Below are 18794 nucleotides of genomic sequence, written 5' to 3' on the forward strand. Positions count from 1 at the left end.
AATATTAGGTGCAGACGGACGTTAAATATGCCCGTTAGCCAACCATGGTAGAAAACCGTCTAAAAACCGTTCTGTCGCTGGCATAAAATAAGAACCATAATGATACTCCGGATCAAGCGTTGTTAAGATCAGCGTGCCCCTTGTACTTGTCTTGTCCACATAGAAAATCGAACCGTCATTCTCAATCTCAATAAGTGACTCAACTTCCCGTTCAGGGAAAAATACGCCATGATAATGCCATGTGGCATCTTCAAGCTGAATATAACGGAATAAATCATGTTCCGGCTTTGCCAACACCAGACCGCTACTAGCACCTGGTTCAAGCCACCACCAAAAATTTGTAGGACGGGACTCCCAACGATGGCCCGGAAACCAGCTTTGGTGCTGGGCACCTAAAGCAACTACTGTCTTTCCACTATTCAGAAAAGCATGAATTTGATCCATATGACGCGTAACCTGTTCCTGGTGAAGCTGTGAGGGGACAATCAAAACATCAAACTGATTAAGATCTATTTCAGCAAGCTTAGGCAAGTACAACAATTCAGCTATATATTGTTTATATTTGGGTTCCGTAAAAGTACGGTGCTGATGCGAGCTGCCTGAATAGAGAACCGCGATCTTTCTCATGCTTGTGCCCTCCTCGCCTGCTGCAGCGACTGATGCTCTGCATAGAGAAATCGATAAAACTGCTCTCCGATCCGACCTGCACTATTATTTTTGTGACGATATTTCAAAAGATTGCGGCCTGCATGTACAACAATCGTTCCCTGACTGCTTAGCCGATCAATATACGTGATCGGCTCTTCTCCTGCGAGCCTTAACAACACTTCTGCTCCTTCCGGTATCGGATGATGACCTCGGCTGAAAAAACCAGATACCCCTTTGTTGTATGTTATATCATCTGACAACACACCTTCAAAGATCGGATGATCGAGCACTGTCACTTTATAATCAAGGTGACTGTGAATCGTTTTGGGAACAAATAAAGATGCGCCAGGAATCCAGTAACGGAATAAATGTCCGCCAAAAAACAATATATGGCCTTGATCCAAAAAATTCTGAATGCGATCTTTTTGTTCAAACATTAATTCTTGATCAATGAACTCATCAATAACTAAAAACTTATGGCCCGCTTCAAGCAAATCATACGAAGCGAAGTCATACTGATCAAGCACCTTCGTATTCGGATCACTTTGTCCGTCGCGAACGGTTTGCTCACTAAAGCTTGCACCTGAATCTAATAGAAGGAAATCAGCTACTGCAGTCTGGCTCATGAAAGTCTTTTAACCTCCAGCAGCTCGGATTGCGGAAGTGACAGTGCCTTCTTACACAAATCAGCCTTAAGCTGCTCATTTGCTGCTTTATCTTCTTCTGTCATCGTTCCTTCTCTGCCCTTTTTCAAATACTCATAAAATACGGCCGGTAAAAAATTCGGCTTCAATGAAACCTCCACCGATGCCCCTTGTAAATCCGAAATAACGTATGCATAGGACTGAGGCCGGTACGGGTCATATTGGGCAGCAGGATAATTTACATCTACCGTATAAGCTCCACGTGTCACAGCCCGGGTTGTATATTCGAACGCGTCGCGAAAGCCTGGTCCTGCATGGCCGGAACGTACAGACAAACTGCTGCGTTCGGGAACTTCATCAGTATACAGCTCAGCTAATGCCGCTTGAACAACACGGAAACCTACACCGATCGCCATCAAAGCTAAATTCCCATGATAGTTGCGAAGCTCAGAGAACTGCAAGGTTAAAACTTCCCCGCGATCTTTTATTTTAATAACTGACATCATGCACACCCCGTTCTAATTGATAATCATTCTTAATAGCAATCTTACTATGTATGATAATGATTATCAATATCTCTAAGCTCTTATTATACATGTTTATATGTCTGTTTCGTGAAGGCAAAATTAGGATGTTATCTGCAAGAGAATCATTATTTATAAATTCATATGTTATAAGAAAAAACCTAGCCAGCGGCTAGGTCCTTGTCTAAACCCATACGATTGAGCATGGGGTGGAAAATTGGCTATGGAATTCCGACCGCTATTGAACTTAATTTATAACTTTCGGCGTTTTTTTGCATGCCAGTGCTCTAGCTATTCAGATTAATCTTTCAAAAGAGCATTAGCAATCAGCATGTCGAACTTGCGGACATCTACACCTTTTTGCAACTTCACTTTGATATGTCCTGCCCGTGTCCACAATTCAACCTCTGCATTAAAATCAAGAAACCCACCCGCGTTCTCTGTGGACCACATATTAATAGAGGAATAAGGCAAAGAGTATATCTCCACTTTTTTGCCTGTAATGCCTTGCGCATCTCTCACAATCAGCCTTTTATTAGTGAAAACTGCAGCGTCCCGAAACGTTTTATAAGCAGCAACCGCTACTTCCCCGGTCACCAATATAGCATTAACATCTTGCGGAATGGGACACTCCGCTACCAAGGTCCATTCCAAAATACTTTTAGTTTCTGCTGACATCCACATTGCCTCCTAATTGATATCGTGTCATAATATTCAACCATTCGACACTTTACTCCACCTTCCTTCTTTTTACATATTTTTCTCTTCACCAACAATTCTTCAAAACTGGCCGCGCGAACAACGCTGCGAGCTCTCCTCCATGGACGGTACGTAAGTACCTACTTTAGAAAGACACCCGGCGAGGACGTCCTTTTTCATAAGCTTTATGGAAATGAAAATCCGATCCATTTCGTGACCCATCTGCAGCGTACAGCTGCCTAAAGTTTAGATTATGCAGGGCTGTTCATCTTGGGCAGTGAAGCCATGCAACGCAAAAAGGAGCCTGCCACAGCGCTTCAGTGGCAAAGCTCCTTTGTTTTTATGGATTTGCAGTATGGAGACGAGGGAAATCGAACCTGAACAGCACATAAATTTCTTCGTTGCTATTATGGTTTTGATATAACCCATATAGCTTCCGCCCATCACGTCTCACTGGCCACAGCATTTCTTATACTTCTTCCCGCTCCCGCATGGGCAGGGCTCATTCCTCCCCACTTTAACAGATACGGCTTGCTGGTCAAGATAGATAACATTGTTATTATTTGCTGTCTGACTGGAGCTCGAACCTAGCTCGGCAGGTGTATGCCCACGATTAGACCATATCCTAGTATGATTATAGACATCTATAATCAATGGCAGAATCGCCTGTAGCTGCTCCTTTTTATTGAAACGAATATTTCTTCGCTCAAACTCATCCATGATTGCAGCTAACGGCTCTTCCATAGAACAAGCAAGTTGAATATCATCCACAAGGGATTCTACAAGCAATTTATCCTTGCATAGGTGCTGTAAAATATATGTATACAAACTGGCCAACTGGGGTGTCTTTTCGAAATAATCCGACTCTGCGTACTTTAGAAACTCCCGCTTGTCTGGAATATAGTAAGGTTTATCCTTAGCGCCCTCAAGAAGTGTATCTTTCTCATCATTGTTATCGTAATCAAAATACTCATCAATGACATCACCGTTTTTTAAGTACCACGTCTGAGACCTGCTTGAAATCTTGGCGTAAACATCATATAACTCGGTCTCAGTCAATTGACACTTATTTTGTGAATTAAAAATTTCGATGACCTTGTCCTGTGGACAGATCCCATATAAATTAGCTGATGCATTGATATACTGTAAAATTAACTGTGAGCGGTCACGGTCTTCAAGGAAAGCTTTCAAAGGTATGCTGCGATATGCCTCCTTGACCTCCTCAGGAATTAAGAAATACATTTTCTCTTCTTTATAAAAGGAATACAGTAGGCCTTTCTCCATCAAATACAAATACATCCCTGGATACAGCGTGTCATCTTGAATATAAGCAACCTTTAGAAGCCTATTTATTAATTCCCATTCCTCCGTTTTCGCAATTAATAAGACCGCTCTTACTACATTGACATCCATAATGTGCTGATAAAGCGCATCTGCAAGGTCCTGCTTCTTCATCTTGGATCGACCTGGAAGCTCGTAACCGGAAGCAAGTAAGCTTAATCGCTCCTTTGTAAGGACTTGCAGATTATCCTTCAGCTTTGTTCTAAGTTCGCCTTTTATCGCATGCTGGATGTTCAATTCTCCTAGCTTTTTTGCAAAATCCATTCTCATTTCCCTTCTTCTATTCATTTGATATGACTATATTGTATCTTATCGTATTGAAAATATAAAATTTTATGCTGCAGGCCTTCCTGTTTGAGCAACAAGAAAATGCAAACTTAAAAGGGACGTCTCCGCGGATGTCCCTTTCGGTTATACATATGGCACCCCCCCTTCCGAAGATAACGCCACATAGACTTCCAAGGGTATAGTCACAAATTGGATGTACCGAACACTAATGAACTCGGAATTTAAATTGAAACAACTACCAATTAGAGTTAATTATCCAATAACAAATAGATTGTATACTTTACATATAACATCACGCAAACATCAAAAGAGAGGAACTAAACTATGGGGATTCATACGTATTTCCAATCACTAACCGATTTAGAGAGAATTATTCGTTGCCCAGGCAAATTCAAATTTCAGGAGCATAGTGTATCTGCTCATTCCTGGAAGGTAGTTCAATATGCCAAAACATTAGCTGATATTGAAGAAAGTAATGGGGTCATTGTGGATTGGAAAAAACTATACGAAATAACCAGCAGTCATGATTACGGTGAAATTTTTATTGGAGATATTAAAACACCTGTGAAGCACTATTCACTGGAGCTTCGAGCCATGCTGCAAAAAGTAGAAGAAGGCATGGTCGCTCATTTCATTGATGATCATATTCCACAAGAATTCCAGCACATATTTCGTAGACAACTGCGTGAGGGCAAAGATGATTCAGTAGAGGGAAAAATATTGGAGGTTGCTGATAAACTCGATCAGATCTATGAGGCCTTCACTGAGCTGCAGCTTGGGAATACAGAAAAAGAATTTATCATCATGTATCGAACTGCTCTTATAAAAATTAAAGGGATCAAACTCCATTGTGTTAACTATTTTCTTCATCATATTTTACCTGATATTGTTAGCGAAGGATCAAGATCACCTATCGACATTGAAAAGATTACGAAGGAAGCCTTAGCTTCATAGGAGCTGCACTACATTTCAAGCTTTATTTATTATTGTATTCCGTCTGGTATTCCAACCTGGTTAATCCCCACCTCCTATCTCCTCAACCCATGCAAAAAAAACAGCGACAAACTCCACTCACTGATGACAACCTTAGCAGAACAGGCCCTTGCCATCTCCTCTGTTCTCACATCATTCCGCGCGGTCCACCCCCATTGACCAAGGGCCAATAAAGCAAAACACGAAAAATATCACCAGTCAGATTTGACAGCCATCAACATCAACTTGGTATCAATCACAAGTCCTGCCGCCATCATAAAAAACCAATGATTCCGTCAATGTCCATGCCATAATCCATACTTCCAATCTCGACCTGGAATTCCTCTATACTAAAGTTACCGAAATGAATCGCATCGAGAATCTTTGTGTAGACATACTCAATCCCACCTACGCCTCGGATCGTGTCAACAGCATCGCTTCCTTCTGGAACCACTCCAATATCTCGAACCAAATCAGCATTGAAAAGCGTATTTGCCGAGCCTGTGTCCAGAAGCACGTTATCCATTCTTAATTCATATCCTTTAAACACGATCTTAATGCTTACAAAAGGAAACCCGTGCTGTAAATGAATCCTCATCTCGGACCACGTATTCCCACATAACGTTCACGCGCTACTAGCTCGGGGCGAGAGGTATGAAAAAAGCAATATTCCCGATGAGGTTCTTCTCGATGCAATTCACTCACTGTACCTCCGTCGTGCCTTGGTTGAATCCCCAAAAGCATCAATAACGACGACTTCCTCTATATAGCGGTGTCCTTCTTTTGAATGCGCCTTCGTTGCTTCCAACACCACCCATTCTTCCGGGAACCGTTCTTGCACTTCTTCCCAACGCATTTCGCCACCTCCAGCAGAATCTGTCCACCCCATTATATCCCAAATAAAACCTGATCGGACAACGCGCGATTCAGGTCCATTTCACTAACACAGAGACGAGCTCCTGTCCGAAGATAACGGCACACATGCTTTTACGTAGATGCATGATTTGGACTGTTTTCTTGTCTTACGCTTACCTTTTCCTTAAGTGCCTCTAACAGCTCTGTCTGGCTCTGAGTCTTATCTCATGTTCCAATTCCGTATAACCAATTTATGAAACCTTTACAAGGACGTATAGAATTAAACAGTTTTCGAATATCTTCTTATCCTTATTATTAAATATGAGAAATTCAGTCATACCAAGGCTTTAGCAACCGCCATGAATGAATAAGCGGCAAAAAGGACGCCCGCGAGGACGTCCGTTCTAATAAGCAGTATGGAGACGAATCGTTGTGTAGCAAATCCACAATTCACCGCAGCGTAAAAACTGAAGATTCTTGAGGAGACCCACTTAAACGCACTTAAGCGGCTCCCTCAAAGACAACGGTATCGATTGTTTAATTGTTATTTGCCTTTACTCAGCAGCATGATCGATTGATGCTTCCTGAATTTGTCCAAATGCCCAGTGATCATTCGGAACATCCGACCATATAGCGGCCATAGTGGTTAACGGCCCTCGACCTAGCAACCTATTGATCATCGCAACCACCTCTGCACGCTTCAATGTCTGCTCAGGACGGAACGTACCGTCCGCATAACCACTGATGATGCCAGTCGCTTTCAACTGCTCAATGGCTGTTTGTGCCCAATGCCCTTTTACATCCGGAAAGCTTTCGCCGCTGCTTAGGGTGTTGCTTGACAATCGAGATAAGATCACTGCAATTTCAGCACGGGTAATCATCTGCTCCGCTTTGAAACTTCCATCCTCATAACCTTCCATCAAGCCCATTTTCGTCACTTGCTCGATAGCCTCTTGGGCCCAGTGGGTCGAAGCGACATCAGTGTAAGTGAAGTGGGTTTTGTTGGCTGCTTTCTCGAATGTTCTGAACAGCAGGGTTGCCATTTCAGCGCGGGTAATGCTTTTTTCCGGACCGAATGTACCGTCGGGATAACCTGAAATATACGCTTTGTGCTGCTTCGCCGTTTCTGGCTTCACGTCTTCCATTTCCACATTGACTGTGCTCGGTTCATTGACTGTAATCGGTTCACTTTGCTGATAGCTGTCGCTTCCTCCGGAAGAAGAAGACTCCTGCAATCTCAATTCGATGGAGGCGGTAATTGCTGTCGCCGTCTCATTGCCTGCTGCATCCTTGAGCTTCATGTACACCGTTTTGGTGCCGATGCCTACTGATAATGTCCATGGCTTCGTTCCGGCAACCGGCTCCCACGCGCTCCAGCTCACCTCGTCGTTGGAGAACGACATCTGGACATGGCCTGTTCCTGGAACGGATGGAGGCAGCGCAGCTGCCAGTTTCATGGAAGCAGCCAGTTCCCGCAGGATCAAATCGTTAGTTGACGCAAGCCATATCGGCTGCTTTTCCGCTTTAGTATAAATAGCTCCTATCCCACCGGGATCTTCACCTGTCACCGTCAAAGTAACCGATACCGAGTTGGTCGTCGCCGCTCCGCTGTTAATGCTTAATGTTCCTGCAGGAGATGTTTTGTCGAAATTTACACGGTTACCACTGCTGTCCGTTGTCGTATTCACTGTTTTACTTGCACCGCCGGGAGCACTTGCAGAGAAGTAAATAAATACATCCCCTTCGCTGTCACTAGCCGTGAACGTACGCGCTGCACTGTACACGTTGCCGCTAACGCTCGTGGCGGGTATTGCAGTTCCATAATCACCGATGTATACGTTCGGAAGAGCACTAAGCTCTCTATTGGACGTAAACGTCACGGTCACGGTGTCGCCTGCTTTAGCAACTCCAGCCATGGGATTGCTGCTCAATATGCTATTCAACGTCACATCCAGAGGCGTTGCTTCCTGCAATTCGATGGAGGCGATAATTGCTGTCGCCGTCTCATTGCCTGCTGCATCCTTGAGCTTCATGTACACCGTTTTGGTGCCGTTGCCTGCTGATAATGTCCATGGCTTCGTTCCGGCAACCGGCTCCCACGCGCTCCAGCTCACCTCGTCGTTGGAGAACGACATCTGGACATTGCCTGTTCCTGGAACGGTTGGAGGCAATGCAGCTGCCAGTTTCATGGAAGCAGCCAGTTCCCGCAGGATCAAATCGTTAGTTGACGCAAGCCATATCGGCTGCTTTTCCGCTTTAGTATAAACAGCTCCTATCCCATCGGGATCTTCACCTGTCACCGTCAGAGTAACTGATACCGTGTCGGCCACCGCCGCTCCACCGTTAATGCTCAATGTTCCTGTAGGAGATGTTTTGTCGAAATTTACACGGTTACCGCTGCTGTCCATTGTCGTATTCACTGTTTTATTTGTAACGCCGGGAGCACTTGCAGAGAAGTAAATAAATACATCCCCTTCGTTGTCACTAGCCGTAAACGTACGCGCTGCGCTGTATACGTTGCCGCTAACGCTCGTAGCGGGTATTGCAGTTCCATAATCACCGATGTATACGTTCGGAAGAGCGCTAAGCTCCCTATTGGACGTAAACGTCACGGTTACGGTGTCGCCTACTTTGGCAACTCCGGCCGTCGGATTGCTGCTCAATATGCTGTTCAACGTCACATCCAAAGGAAGCACGCCCTTAGTTAAGGTAACCGTAACGGCATGTGCTGCATCTTTGATCGATTCGATTCCGTTATCAGTTGAGGTGATGATAAACTTATAGGTTCCGGCGACTAAATCGCCGATGTCGGCCGCGGCCACCGACCCGTCAGCAGCGCTCGTTCCAAGAAAGATGGCTGATCCTAACTCACCGGGATCAATTGTGCCATTGGAGTTGCTATCGGTCCATAAATAAGCTTTTACCGGCAAATTTGCTCCTACTGCATTCACAGCGCTTTGGAGCTTGTCCTGCGTTCCCGTGTAGTTGTCTACAACGGCAAATTTAGAAGCATCAACATCGGATTGGAGCGTTATCGAATGGCCGCTAACATCGACCCAAGCACCAGACACAGGAGAAAAATTTATATAAACGAAAACCTTATAATCGCCTCCGGCCAGTGGAATTCCCGTGCTGTCCCGAGTATCAGTGGAAGAGCCTGTCCAATTCCAAGTATTCAGAGCATCGATCCCGTAAGGGATAGAAGCTTTGATCGGCGTATGGATAGCACGATTGGGCGCAACTCCTGATGGCAAAATATATATATCAAACGTATAATTCTGTCTGTCCGGATCAAGGCTATAGTGATGTTCCACCCATTCAACGGAAATATCTCTGCCGTCAATACCAGCATGAGACTGATCATTGTCTGTTGCATTACCGGCGGCGGCCGTCCCATAGGCTGCAAAGCCCAGTTGAAGTTCTGTTTGATCCGCCGCAATTTCCAGGTTTGTTAAAGGAATTTGGTACTCGTATACTTTATGCTGATAAGATACCTTGTCTGTATACGTAAAAAATTGTTGGCCCCAGGTCGTTTCAGGAACGGATACCTTAAATTCCTTGACGCCGGAGTTCGTTTTCACATAAACCTTCGTATAGTCCGCATCCCCGTCAAATGTATTGTCAGGAGTAAAATCAATGACGACATACAAATTTTCATCGTCATTCCATACCCATCCATACGTTACACCATCGGGATGACCGGAATCCGGTACGGTGTACTGCTGAAAGAACGGCGCTTGCAAAGAGATCTCATTTAATTGCCCGTCCATTACGAGACTTCCCCGAGAAGAGTTAATTGGATAGGTATAATACTCGGAATTGAGATCAAAGTCCTTATATAAATTACTGGTTGGATAATGAAAAGGAATGGTGCTAATGACTTCCGGTTCAACACGCGCATCTATTTTTAAAATTCTGCTGGGATTACCACTAGCAAACTTCAAAATCACGCCGGATGCTTCGACATTGATTAAATCTTGGTCTGCAGCAGCTAGCTTGCGAACAGATGTAACTGTATCCCCGTTAACCTCAATTGGAGATTGAGTTCCAAGTAAAACGGAATCAAGATGTGATTTTCCGCCTCCTTGCTGCAGCACCCTGATTAACGCGGGCTCGTCTGCTTGAGTGCCGCTCAGTTGAAGCGATTTTTCAGAAACAAACCGACCGTAAGACAGCGACCCCTGCTCGATCCATACTCCGTCTACTAAAACCGAAACTACCAGTTCTCCATAATCGACATTACGATCAGCATGTGCCGATCTGCTCAAAAAAGGAAGCAAACATAGTAGGGCTGTAACAAGCAGCAACAAACTTTTTTTCATACTTATATTGACCATAATTTCCCCCTGTTACCATTATTGATGTCGTGTCTCTGAAACCATGGATTTCCCATTATTCCTTTTCCCCCTCTAAGTAAAATTCCCCCACAGTTCCAGTTCCCGCTTTATCCGATTGCACCCCATAAATGGCTACACGATGCAAATGGTGGATTCATGGTAATTTGGGCACTTTTTCTAGATGCGGTTACTGAATTGGTTTCAATGTTTGATAGTATAACAGAGCACTATGAAAGAATTCTGAAAGACCATTGCCTTTACATTGACTTTAATCCGTTCTGAAAACAGCCCAAAAGTGAAACGCCCTTTTACCTATTATTTCTAAAATATTCCTCATCGCCGATGCCGTGTAACGCAAAAAGGAGCCTGCCACCGTACTTCAGTGGCAAAGCTCCTTTTCGTTGTTGTAGATTTGCAGTATGGAGAAGAGCCGTGGTTCGGCAAATCCACAATTCGTCGCGGAATAATGCTGGGGTTTTTTAGCAACGCGGCTTAGTTCATTCCCGTATGACTATCCTCATCTCACCTATCTCGACTTCAATCCTTGCAACAAAACTCCTCCAATTCGAACAAAATCAAAGCGCTTGGAATACACAACCTCTACACCACCCACGCCTCTAATCGTATTTGAAAAATCCCCCGACTTCCACTCTAACACCGATTTCATCTACAAGATCAGCGTTAAAAACAGTTCCTGCGGAACCTGTATCTAGTAATACCTGCTTCAAAACAAGCTCCTGGTTACGGTAACGAATGGCCACCGCACAAAAGGTAATCCATCTATTATATCAATAATCATCTTGACCCTCGTACCCCTGACCATTTTTCACGAAGCTGCAGGTTTTCCCGTGAGGTGTGAAAAAAACCATATTCTCTAGTTGGTCTCTCCCGATGCAGCTACTTCATCAATATACCAGTACCCATCCTCGGAACGCGATGCCAATGCTTCGCAGACAACCCATTCATCGGGAAATTGTTCCCGTACTTCTTCCCAGCGCATCTCGCCACCTCCAGCAGAATCTGTCCACTCCATTATATAAATAAAACCCGATCAGACAATGTCCGATGCAGGTCTATTTCACTAACACCAAGTCGAACCCCTGTCCAAAAATAACCGCACACAAGATGCTACGGGTGTAGCTACAGTTTTGATGTCACCCTAGTATCACTCTGACATAATTTTTTAGCCTACACTAGCTGCCGCAGCCTCTTCCATACCATGCAAACTTAACTTCATACCTAGAGCAAGTGCTAACTTAAATACTGTATCTAAACGAGGTATTGATCCGCCATTTTCGATACGAGCAATGGACTCCTGATGAAGACCCACTTTAACGGCTAGTTCCTTTTGCGTCCAACCTAACTCAACTCGTCTTTGGTGGATGGCATTCACTAATTGTGCGACCGCTTCAAGCTCATTCATCCTCATGGGATCTATGGACTTTAATTCCTTCTTTTTTTCGCTCCAGCTTTTCATAATCGATCACTCCTTCCGCTTTCTAGAAAGCCATTTCTCCATTCGTCTTTCAGCAATTGCAATTTCCCTCGGAGGTGTCTTTTGGGTGGATTTGCCAAAGTGATGTAGCAGAACAAAATGATTCCCGTTCCAGCCAATGAATAGTATGCGGTTATTACCAGGACGCAGCTCCCATATATCACCTGAGATCCGTTTTGTAAACTTCTCACCCGCTCGCGTTCCTTTATCTTCTAACCGATTCAAGCAATAGATAATTTGCTCTAGTTGAACCCTAGCATTCTTATTATTGTGGGCAGCACCATCAAGCTCATCAATAAAATCCTCAACAGGCTTGTTACCCTCTTCATCTTCATAAAACAATATATTGTACAAATCTGCCCCCGATTTATTACAAGTATACTCATTGTTCTTTTTAATTATAACATATAGATCATATTATTTCATTTTGAATTTTTAACTATACTCAACGCAAAACTGTAGCTACACCCGTAGAAGCTTGTGTGCGGTTATCTTCGGACAGGGTCCGACGCCCCTCTTCTCCACAAAGACAAACAAGAGACACTCTGAAGGTGTCTCTCTTTGATGTGACTTGAGAGTGACTAGAATTAGTAGCAACCTGACATTCCATTGCTTCCAAATCACTCACTACATAATCATACATTTAGGAGAAGCGAAAGGCTTGTCTTCTCATCCACATCGTTGCAACCCACTTTTCCCCTTTAATCACTGGCGTACCTGCATGCCAGGTGAAGTCGTTTAATTTATGATTATTATAAAAATATTCGAAGTAGACCGCCATGCCTTTGTTAGGAACAATAGAAAAATTAAGCATGGGGAACGCCGTTTCTCCGCCTTCTTCCACATCATTCAAATACATCACGAGCGTACTAATTCGATTGTTGGCACTTGCTCGACTCGTTTCTGTGAAGAAATCATAATGAGGACGATACTCTTGGCCAGGAGTATACAGCAAAACTTGCAAGCCATCACTATGCTCGACAGGAACATTCATAATTTGAGAGAGTCGCTTCTCGATTCTTGTAATCGTCTCATTTTCCTCACAGAATACCCCACTACTCGTTCTAATTTGATTGACCGCATGATCTTCGCCTATTTTTGAACGTTGCAATTGTTGCCTAGAATGTCTAATTAGCTCATCGCATTCCTCATTGCTAAGCACATTTCCTAGTACGACAATTAGAGGTGCCTCATACTTGGCAAGAATTCGAATCTCTCGATCTTCTGTCGTGATCGTATTTCCAGCATGATCAAATATCGTCCGTTCTTTCTCTGTCGTACTCTCTATCATCCTAATACTGCCCCTATACTATGACATCCACCATAAAAATACGATACCATAAAATGGAATACTTTACTCTGCAAATTTCAGAAAAATCAAAATAATTAAACTACCTGATATTGGTGGAGGCGAGGGGTGTATCGATAAACAGATTTAAGTTGCTCCCGATGCTCACTCGACAATGACTACCTTAGCGGTGAATATTGGTCCCACGCTCCCTTCGCTTACGCTGCGGTCCGTGCGGACTGAACCCCTGATAGGGGCAACTCACTGTCTTTCCTTTCCACAACGCAAAAAAGACGCCCGCGAGGACGTCCTTTCTGATAAGCTTTATGGAGACGAGGGGAGGATCAGTAAATCCACAATTTGGCGTCACGTGATGATGAGGATGTTTGGGCAGGCGACTTAAGCTAGCACCCGGCCCCAATCACCTTAAAAATTACGTAACCTTGTTCAACAACGATGCTGAAGGATTCTAAGGCGCAAGAGTATGTTTGAACTGATTTTTTCAGAGGAACGATATTAGTTGAGCGAATCCAACAGCGTCTTCTATTTGCAGTTTGAGTTCCAGTGCATTCAAGATGATCTGCAAGGCTTCTACACGTGTGGCATTACTTTGGGGGATCAAGTTTTCCTTCCCCTTTACCACTAATGATACCCGCTTGTGCTTCAGCTTTAATCTCGTTTGCAGCATAAGACCGCACCAGATCGTTGAAATTGCCTTTTGTTGCATCCTTCATCACATTGTCAAAATTTACTAAGCGGGACAACATGACTACCATTTCCTCGCGTGTAATCGTTTTATCAGGCTTGAACGTACCATCATCGTAGCAGCTGATTATTCCCGCCTTTACAAGTTTCTCGATTGCGTCTTTTGCCCAATGGCTGCCAGCGTCCCTCAATTCAACATTAGTATTGTCGCCAGCATTAATATCGAATACTCGGTTCAGAATCACTGCAAATTCAGCGCGTGTGATATTCCCATTCGGCTTGAACGTGCCATCATCGTAACCTTCAATTACATGCAGTTTTACGAAAGTATCGATCGTCTTTTCAGCCCAATTAATGTCCGAAAAATTAGCCACAGTCGGATCTGTTTTAGCTTCCTGAATCCGCATTTCGATGTTTTTAACCACATTCATGTCACCCTGTACTACATTCGACCTAAACACATCTGTTGTAGAATTTGTTGTCGAATCTGGATTCTGCACAAATTCAGGAGTCGGTTCAATGTCAGTAGGAGAAGTAGTATGACTACCGCTGTTAGTAGATCTTTTAGAGATCGTAATGACTTTGCTTCCTACAATACCGGAGCCATCATGTGCAGTTGCCTGAACAGTAACCGTGCCTACTTGAGTGGCCACGAGCAATTCATCATCGCTGATCGTTGCCGCCCTTCTACCCGGAACTACCGACCAGCTAAAGGTTTTATCCGTTACATTGTCAGGAGTTACTTTTGCATTAAATTGAAGGGAGTCTCCGACGTACATGGTTTCACTTGCATTTGACACGGGGATATTCGTGTCCAATTGGGGTTCCCGCGTAACAGTGACTGTATAGGTCTGCACCGTTCCATCCTGTGCAGTCACTACAAAACTAATGATATTGTCCCCCACATCTAAACTTATCGGGTTATCAACCGGTGTCCCATTTAGACTCAAAGCAACGGTCGCATGACTTTCCGTAGCTGCGTACGTAGCTGTAGTAACAGAAACATCATAAGGCACGGACGCGGTGTAGGCGTAGACATCGTCAAGCAGCGCTTGATCTAGCGTAATGCCGCTTAAGTTCAGCGAACTTAAGACTGCATTATTGGAAGCTGCACGTGTAACAGTCACGTTGTACGTCTTCGGCGTGCTATCCTGAGCGGTAACAACAACGCTTATGATATTAGAACCTACGCTCAGCTTAACTGGATTGTTAACCGAAGCTCCATCCAGCCGTAATTCCACAGTTGCATGGCTGTCAGCAGTATTGCAGGTGACTTCGGTAACGGAAACATCATTAGGTACGGTCGCGGTGTAGTTCGTCGTATACGAAGCAAACGCTGGGCTTAGCACTCCACTCGACAGGTTCAAACTGCTCAAGCTTGCGTCTTGCGACACTACATCATTCACCACGGCTGCGCTACTTGTTGCTGTTGCCGTCTTGCTGCCTGTTGCACTGTTACTCGTATTCGTAACGATGACATAGTAGTAGGTCGTTCCCGCTGTTGTCGTCGGCACCGCATACGATGCGTTTGTTGCATTCGTTATCTCGACGCCGCCGGTAATACTGTTCGTCGTATTGCTACACCACTGGTAGCTCAACGTTCCGCCGTCACTCACACTAGCCACTACGCTTAAGGTGCCCACGTTCACCGTTGCTCCCGTCGTCTGCGTATCGATGCTCGGCGTTGCCGCGTTCACTAGCTCGTTCACCGTAACGGTGGCTACGTTGCTCGTGGTCGTGGCCGTATTGCTGCCTGTCGCGCTATTGTTCGTGTTCGTCACGATAACGTAGTAGTAGGTCGTTCCCGCCGTTGCCGTCGGTACCACATATGATGCGCTTGTTGCATTCGTAATCGGTGTACCTCCGCTGGTGATGTTCGTCGTATTGCTACACCACTGGTAGCTCAGCGTTCCGCCGTCACTTGCTGTCGCTGCTACGCTCATGGTCGGGCTACTGTCACCCACGTTCACCGTTGCACTCGTCGGCTGCGTGGCGATGCTCGGCGCGGCTGCTTTCACCAGCGAGACCACACCATATCCATACAAATGGTCTCGTCCAGTCTCACCCAAATCTCTTGCATACTTTTGCAGTTCCGCTTGGAGTTGAACATTATTCATCGCCGGTTTACTCTCAAATGCTTTAGCCAAAAACAACCCCATTATAATTAGTCCTATGAAAGCCTCTATTACAGTTAGTGTTCTCACCAGCATACTAATAGGTGTGATATCACCAAAACCTATAGTTGTTATTACAACAGCACTGTAATATATATAATCAAATAAACTGTTAGAACTTTGACGATTATTCGATATTATCATATCAGATATCATAGAATCTAAAAGTGTGTTCGACTCTGATAAACAATTTAAAAAGATATTAACACCCAATTCTGACGCTGTAAACGTATAGTTATCAAAATTATCACTTTCAAATACTAAGTACAATTCTTTCACTTTTTCAGATTTTGATATTAAAGTGACATTGTAATCAGTTAGCAATATAGCATTAGGAAGTTGAGAAAATACCCCTTTAATAGGTGAAATAAATAAGACTATTTTTACTAGTACATAGTCCTTATTTAATAGATTTGTATAATTCCTTCCAGTACTCACGCTATTTCTATTTAAATTTCCGAAAGTCAATTTCAAGGGAGTTTTGCTTTCTATAGCATAGCTATTATAATTATCAACTAGGTTTTCGTAATAATACCCAGCCCAATTCCTCCCTATTTTTTCATCTGTGAGAAGTATATCTTGTCCGCCTACATCAACATTCATATATTCAATATTATCTTTGCCACTATTAATAATTGATTTTATATTATTTTTCTGAAAGCTATTTATAGTTAGATCATTGCTATTAAGAAAATTTCGTGACCTTATATCCTTCTCTAATTTATCGCTATAAGAAAAAGTTTCTGAATATGTATCAATTAAATAATAGTCACATGCATAATAGACTAAAGCAAATGTATAACCCACCAATAAATATAAACAAAGAACCAATGAGACCCAATGATTTTTCCAAAATCCATTTAACTTTGCATGTTTTATTAAAATTACCGAAAAAAACATACAACTTATAATAATCAACCAGATACTTATACTACCCAGTTCATTCGTTGAGGTTATATATCCATTTTTACCCAATATAACTTTTGCTAAGATATTCCGTATCAGAACTATGAATATTGTCATGAATACTAAAATACCTTTTAAAAAAATAAATTTTATATTCCTGTCATTCAAAAAAACACGTATTGCATAATATAAAAATTGAAGCAAACATACTATAAATAATATATTGTTTATATATGCTACAAAGGTTCGTACAGCATCATATTCGGAAGGTACTACCAACAAATATAATCCTATTGCAAAATATAACAAGTAAATATACTCCATGAATCTAAAATCTTTCTCCATTTTTTCGAGCCATGCTATTATTTTTTCAGAATCCATTCCCTTTCTCCTTATATAGATAAGTACTTTCACTGAAATCAAGCGTGATTTCTAAGGCTAATTTACCCGGAAAGGATTAATCCTGACGCCCCTAAAGACTTGAATCAAAATAATTTAGTCAAACCGTAATTTCTTGTAAGAATATCTTTCGGCTTGATTTTTAGATTCAGTTTATCCAAAACCAAACTCAATATTAATCTCTTACTTGATGGTTTATCAAAAAGTAATTGTACCATAATATACCAATAACGGACTAGTTAATTTAAAATAACTACACTTTGCTTTTCTTAAACTTTTTAAAAAGATATTGTCTATTCTATACACCGAGAGTTATTATTTATTTTCTTGCCTACAAAAATGTCTTTCCTCTATAGAGATAGCAAAAAACCACAACCAAAGGGTTGTGGTTTTGCTTTATGGAGACGAGGGGAGTCGAACCCCTGTCCGAAGATAACGGCACACAAGCTTCTACGGGTGTAGCTACAGTTTTGATGTGACTTGAGAGTGACTAGAATATTAGTAACGACCTGAATTTCCGTTGCTTTCAAATCACTCAGTGCATGATCGTACATTTAGGAGAAGCGAAGGGCTTGTCTTCTCATCCACATCGTTGCAACCCACTTTTCCCCTTTAATCACTGGCGTACCTGCATGCAAGGTGAAGTCGTTTAATTCATGATTATTATAAAAATATTCGAAGTAGACCGCCATGCCTTTGTTAGGAACAATAGAAAAATTAAGCATGGGGAACGCCGTTTCTCCGCCTTCCTCCACATCATTCAAATACATCACGAGCGTACTAATTCGATTGTTGACACTCGCTCGACTCGTTTCTGTGAAGAAATCATAATGAGGACGATACTCTTGGCCAGGAGTATACAGCAAAACTTGCAAGCCATCACTATGCTCGACAGGAATATTCATAATTTGAGAGAGTCGCTTCTCGATTCTTATAATCGTCTCATTCTCCTCACAGAATACCCCACTACTCGTTCTAATTTGATTGACCGCATGATCTTCGCCTATTTTTGAACGTTGCAATTGTTGCCTAGAATGTCTAATTAGCTCATCGCATTCCCCATCGCTAAGCACATTTCCTAGTACGACAATCAGAGGTGCCTCATACTTGGCAACAATTCGAATCTCTCGATCTTCTGTCGTGATCGTATTTCCAGCATGATCAAATATCGTCCGTTCTTTCTCTGTCGTATTCCCTATCATCCTAATACTGCCCCTATACTATGACATCCACCATAAAAATAAGATACCATAAAATGGAATGCTTTACTCTACAAATTTCAGAAAAATCAAAATAATTAAACTACCTGGTATTGGTGGAGACGAGGGGGAGTATAGATAAACAGATTTAAGTTGCTCCCGATGGTCACTCGACAATGACTACCTAGAGGTGAATATTGCTGCCATACTCCCTTCGCTTACGAAACGGTCCGTGCGGGCTGAACCCCTGATAGGGGCAACTCCCTGTCTTTCCTTTCCACAAAACGCAAAAAGGACGCCCGCGAGGACGTCCTTTTTGC

General features: G+C 43.0%; 16 protein-coding genes and 1 pseudogene. 1 reads left to right on the forward strand and 16 read right to left on the reverse strand.

Annotation, left to right across the window (positions count from 1 at the left end):
* Positions 1–21: 21 nt before the first annotated feature.
* The 5 genes from NST47_RS36915 to NST47_RS36935 all read right to left on the reverse strand — a co-directional run bounded on the left by NST47_RS36915 (position 22) and on the right by NST47_RS36935 (position 4120).
* Complete coding sequence (locus NST47_RS36915; RefSeq protein WP_341159551.1) at positions 22–627, reverse strand: hypothetical protein; 606 nt, start codon at positions 625–627, stop codon at positions 22–24.
* Positions 624–1274: a phosphate starvation-inducible protein PhoH gene (locus NST47_RS36920; RefSeq protein ID WP_341159552.1), complete on the reverse strand. Its 651-nt coding sequence runs from the start codon at positions 1272–1274 to the stop codon at positions 624–626. Before NST47_RS36920 ends, NST47_RS36915 begins: the two co-directional genes overlap by 4 nt.
* Positions 1271–1795 carry an FmdE family protein gene (locus NST47_RS36925; RefSeq protein WP_341159553.1) on the reverse strand — a complete coding sequence of 175 codons (525 nt, stop codon included), beginning with the start codon at positions 1793–1795 and terminating at the stop codon, positions 1271–1273. The genes NST47_RS36920 and NST47_RS36925 overlap by 4 nt, the downstream gene beginning before the upstream one ends.
* A gap of 321 nt (positions 1796–2116) precedes the next feature.
* On the reverse strand, positions 2117–2494 hold the full coding sequence (locus NST47_RS36930; RefSeq protein ID WP_341159554.1) for a PH domain-containing protein: 378 nt from the start codon (positions 2492–2494) through the stop codon (positions 2117–2119).
* 471 nt (positions 2495–2965) lie between these two features.
* Positions 2966–4120, reverse strand: a complete 1155-nt coding sequence (locus NST47_RS36935; protein ID WP_341159555.1) for a YecA family protein — start codon at positions 4118–4120, stop codon at positions 2966–2968.
* A 348-nt stretch (positions 4121–4468) separates the two neighbouring features.
* Between NST47_RS36935 and NST47_RS36940 the strand changes: the two genes are divergently transcribed.
* A complete protein-coding gene (locus tag NST47_RS36940; protein WP_341159556.1) occupies positions 4469–5098 on the forward strand; it encodes a YfbR-like 5'-deoxynucleotidase in 630 nt (209 codons plus the stop codon).
* Positions 5099–5390: 292 nt separating this feature from the next.
* Here the strand turns inward: NST47_RS36940 and NST47_RS36945 are convergent, their stop codons facing one another.
* The 11 genes and pseudogenes from NST47_RS36945 to NST47_RS36990 all read right to left on the reverse strand — a co-directional run bounded on the left by NST47_RS36945 (position 5391) and on the right by NST47_RS36990 (position 18477).
* A complete protein-coding gene (locus NST47_RS36945) occupies positions 5391–5642 on the reverse strand; it encodes a retropepsin-like aspartic protease (protein WP_341159557.1) in 252 nt (83 codons plus the stop codon).
* Between the two features lie 171 nt (positions 5643–5813).
* Complete coding sequence (locus NST47_RS36950; protein ID WP_341159558.1) at positions 5814–5972, reverse strand: hypothetical protein; 159 nt, start codon at positions 5970–5972, stop codon at positions 5814–5816.
* Between the two features lie 553 nt (positions 5973–6525).
* Positions 6526–10293, reverse strand: a complete 3768-nt coding sequence (locus NST47_RS36955) for an S-layer homology domain-containing protein (protein ID WP_341159559.1) — start codon at positions 10291–10293, stop codon at positions 6526–6528.
* A 541-nt stretch (positions 10294–10834) separates the two neighbouring features.
* Positions 10835–10975, reverse strand: coding sequence for a hypothetical protein (locus NST47_RS36960; RefSeq protein WP_341159560.1), 141 nt, complete (start codon positions 10973–10975; stop codon positions 10835–10837).
* 207 nt (positions 10976–11182) lie between these two features.
* Positions 11183–11308, reverse strand: a complete 126-nt coding sequence (locus NST47_RS36965) for a hypothetical protein (protein ID WP_341159561.1) — start codon at positions 11306–11308, stop codon at positions 11183–11185.
* Positions 11309–11491: 183 nt separating this feature from the next.
* Complete coding sequence (locus NST47_RS36970) at positions 11492–11785, reverse strand: helix-turn-helix transcriptional regulator (RefSeq protein ID WP_341159562.1); 294 nt, start codon at positions 11783–11785, stop codon at positions 11492–11494.
* Positions 11786–11791: 6 nt separating this feature from the next.
* Positions 11792–12145, reverse strand: coding sequence for a type II toxin-antitoxin system RelE/ParE family toxin (locus tag NST47_RS36975; RefSeq protein ID WP_341159563.1), 354 nt, complete (start codon positions 12143–12145; stop codon positions 11792–11794).
* Between the two features lie 301 nt (positions 12146–12446).
* Entirely contained in the window at positions 12447–13094 is a 648-nt protein-coding gene (locus NST47_RS36980) for a 2OG-Fe(II) oxygenase (protein ID WP_341159564.1), read from the reverse strand.
* A 602-nt stretch (positions 13095–13696) separates the two neighbouring features.
* The gene (locus NST47_RS36985) at positions 13697–15913 is read right to left on the reverse strand and encodes an S-layer homology domain-containing protein (protein ID WP_341159565.1); all 2217 of its coding nucleotides are present in this window, start codon (positions 15911–15913) and stop codon (positions 13697–13699) included.
* A 30-nt stretch (positions 15914–15943) separates the two neighbouring features.
* A pseudogene (locus NST47_RS37285) lies at positions 15944–17257 on the reverse strand (potassium channel family protein); the annotation flags it as partial.
* 572 nt (positions 17258–17829) lie between these two features.
* Positions 17830–18477 (reverse strand): 2OG-Fe(II) oxygenase, encoded by a 648-nt coding sequence (locus tag NST47_RS36990; protein ID WP_341159566.1) that lies wholly within the window; start codon positions 18475–18477, stop codon positions 17830–17832.
* Positions 18478–18794: the final 317 nt, after the last annotated feature.

The sequence above is a fragment of the Paenibacillus sp. FSL H8-0034 genome (assembly GCF_038000305.1).
Taxonomy (GTDB): Bacteria; Bacillota; Bacilli; order Paenibacillales; family NBRC-103111; genus Paenibacillus_S.